The sequence below is a fragment of the Burkholderia sp. HAN2018 genome (assembly GCF_024704855.1).
GTDB lineage: Bacteria > Pseudomonadota > Gammaproteobacteria > Burkholderiales > Burkholderiaceae > Burkholderia > Burkholderia cepacia.
This window is the reverse complement of the sequence record NZ_QOBB01000433.1, coordinates 1-2,706: the sequence shown is the minus strand read 5'-3', so window position 1 is coordinate 2,706 and position 2,706 is coordinate 1. Positions and strand designations below refer to the sequence as shown.

The window sequence follows — 2,706 nt, the reverse complement described above, 5'->3', positions numbered from 1 at the left end:
CCCGCGCGGGCCACGGCCGGCTGGCCGCCGCGAACGGCTGCGCGCCGCGGCGGGCAGGCCCGCGAATGTTAGAATCGCGGGATTCTCTCGGCGGCGCCGCCGCCCAACATCCCCCTTCGAAGAATCGCCATGACGTCCCAACTGCACAAAAAGGGCGAGGCCTGGTCGGCCCGCTTCTCGGAACCGATGTCGGAGCTGGTCAAGCGCTACACGTCGTCGGTGTTTTTCGACAAGCGCCTCGCGCTCGTCGACATCGCCGGCTCGCTCGCGCACGCGAACATGCTCGCCGCGCAGAAGATCATCAGCGCCGACGATCTGGCCGCGATCGAACGCGGAATGGCGCAGATCAAGGGAGAAATCGAGCGCGGCGAATTCGAATGGCAGCTCGACCTGGAAGACGTCCACCTGAACATCGAGGCGCGCTTGACCGCGCTGATCGGCGATGCCGGCAAGCGCCTGCACACGGGCCGCTCGCGCAACGACCAGGTCGCCACCGACATCCGCCTGTGGCTGCGCGGCGAGATCGACCGCATCGGCGGCCTGCTGAACGACCTGCGCGGCGCGCTGCTCGACCTCGCGGAACAGAACGCCGACACGATCATGCCAGGCTTCACGCACCTGCAGGTCGCGCAACCCGTCACGTTCGGCCACCACCTGCTCGCGTACGTCGAAATGTTCTCGCGCGACGCCGAGCGCATGCGCGACTGCCGCACCCGCGTGAACCGCCTGCCGCTCGGCGCGGCCGCGCTCGCCGGCACGAGCTACCCGATCGACCGTCACGCCGTGGCGAAGACGCTCGGCTTCGACGGCATCTGCGCGAACTCGCTCGACGCGGTGTCGGATCGCGACTTCGCGATCGAATTCACCGCGGCTTCCGCGCTCGTGATGACGCACGTGTCGCGCTTCTCCGAAGAACTCGTGCTGTGGATGAGCCCGCGCGTCGGCTTCATCGACATCGCCGACCGCTTCTGCACCGGCAGCTCGATCATGCCGCAGAAGAAGAACCCGGACGTGCCCGAGCTCGCGCGCGGCAAGACGGGCCGCGTGAACGGCCACCTGATGGCGCTGCTGACGCTGATGAAAGGCCAGCCGCTCGCGTACAACAAGGACAACCAGGAAGACAAGGAGCCGCTGTTCGACACGGTCGACACCGTCGCCGACACGCTGCGGATCTTCGCCGAGATGGTGGCCGGCATCACCGTGAAGCCGGACGCGATGCGCGCGGCCGCCCTGCAGGGCTTCTCGACCGCCACCGACCTCGCCGACTACCTGGTGAAGCGCGGCCTGCCGTTCCGCGATGCGCACGAAGCCGTCGCGCACGCCGTGAAGATCTGCGACGACCGTGGCATCGACCTGGCCGACCTGACGCTCGACGAGATGAAGCAGGAACTGCCGAACGTCGCGCACCTGATCGGCGAAGACGTGTTCGGCTACCTGACGCTCGAAGGTTCGGTCGCCAGCCGCAATCACCCGGGCGGCACCGCGCCCGACCAGGTGCGTGCGGCGGTCAAGGCAGCCCGCGCCGCGCTCGGCCGGTAAGCCCGCTGTTCCGGACGGACGCCATCGGCGTCCGTTTTTCATTCGGGCGGCCGTCGCGCCGCCCATCGCCTTCCCCGCTTCCCGAATGCCGCCGATGACCTTTTCCGCCGCGCTCTTCGACATGGACGGCCTGCTCGTCGATTCCGAGCGGACCATCATGAACACGTGGATCGACGTGTCGAATGCGCACGGCGTCACGCTGACCACCGCCGACTACCTGCAGATCGTCGGCCGCTCGTTCGCCGAAGGCCAGGTGATCCTGGCGCGGCTGATCGGCAACCCCGATACGTTCGACGCGGTGCGCACCCGCGTGCGCGAGCAGCTCGCGGCGCCCGAACCGCATCCGAAGTTTCCGCTGAAGCCCGGCGCGTTCGCGCTGCTCGACGCGCTCGCGCAAGCCGGCATTCCGTGCGCGGTCGCGTCGTCGTCCGCGAGCGAGGTGATCCGCGCGCGGCTCGACGCGGTCGGCGTGCTGCCGTTCTTCCGCGCGATCGCGGGCGGCGACGAAGTCGCGCGCGGCAAGCCCGACCCGGCCGTCTACCGGCTCGCGGCCGAACGCCTCGGCGTGCCGGCACACGCATGCGTCGCGTTCGAGGACAGCGATTTCGGTGCGCAGTCGGCCGCCGGCGCGGGCGCATCGGTCGTCACGGTGCCCGACCTGAAGGCGCCGACGCCCGAGATCATCGCGCTGAGCCTGCACGTGCTCGCCTCGCTCGACGATGCGCTCGCGCTCGTGCCGTCGTGGTTCGGCGGGCACGATACGCGACGGCCCGCTTAGATCGCGTGCCACCCAATGCAAAACGGGCACCCGAAGGTGCCCGTTTTGCCCTATCGCCGAACAACCGGCATCGCGGTTGCGCTTACTTGTTGCCCGCCGTCTCCGACAGCCGTTTCATCGTCGCGATGCGCGCGCCGATCAGGTCGACGCGGCCGTCCTCGCCGACGAGCGGCGCCGTCGCATCGCGGAACCCGACCCACGCGCGCTGCGCGCGTACGAGCGTCGCGGCCGAATGCGCAGGCATCTTGCGGCGCAGCTTCTGGTAATAGCGGTTCAGGTCGAACAGCGCGTGCTCGCACGCGGCGTCCTGTTCGCACGGGCGCACGCGGCGCACGGCCGGATCGCGCGGCGCGTTCGCCGGCTTGCCGTTCGGCCGGGCCCCACCCTGG

3 protein-coding genes are annotated in these 2,706 nt (G+C 69.5%); 2 read left to right on the top strand and 1 reads right to left on the bottom strand.

Annotated elements, in window-relative coordinates:
* The first annotated feature begins 129 nt into the window (after positions 1 to 129).
* Positions 130 to 1,539, top strand: coding sequence for an argininosuccinate lyase (gene argH / locus DPV74_RS40605; protein ID WP_027786739.1), 1,410 nt, complete (start codon positions 130 to 132; stop codon positions 1,537 to 1,539).
* A gap of 94 nt (positions 1,540 to 1,633) precedes the next feature.
* The gene (locus DPV74_RS40600; protein ID WP_060083253.1) at positions 1,634 to 2,317 is read left to right on the top strand and encodes an HAD family phosphatase; all 684 of its coding nucleotides are present in this window, start codon (positions 1,634 to 1,636) and stop codon (positions 2,315 to 2,317) included.
* An 82-nt stretch (positions 2,318 to 2,399) separates the two neighbouring features.
* Here the strand turns inward: DPV74_RS40600 and DPV74_RS40595 are convergent.
* Positions 2,400 to 2,706 (bottom strand): lysozyme inhibitor LprI family protein (locus DPV74_RS40595; protein WP_119339230.1); only part of this gene is annotated, 307 nt, incomplete at its 5' end.

Coding starts and splice junctions, on each gene's coding strand:
- argH (WP_027786739.1), top strand. CDS start 130: ATGACGTCCCAACTGCACAAAAAGGGCGAGGCCTGGTCGGCCCGCTTC.
- DPV74_RS40600 (WP_060083253.1), top strand. CDS start 1,634: ATGACCTTTTCCGCCGCGCTCTTCGACATGGACGGCCTGCTCGTCGAT.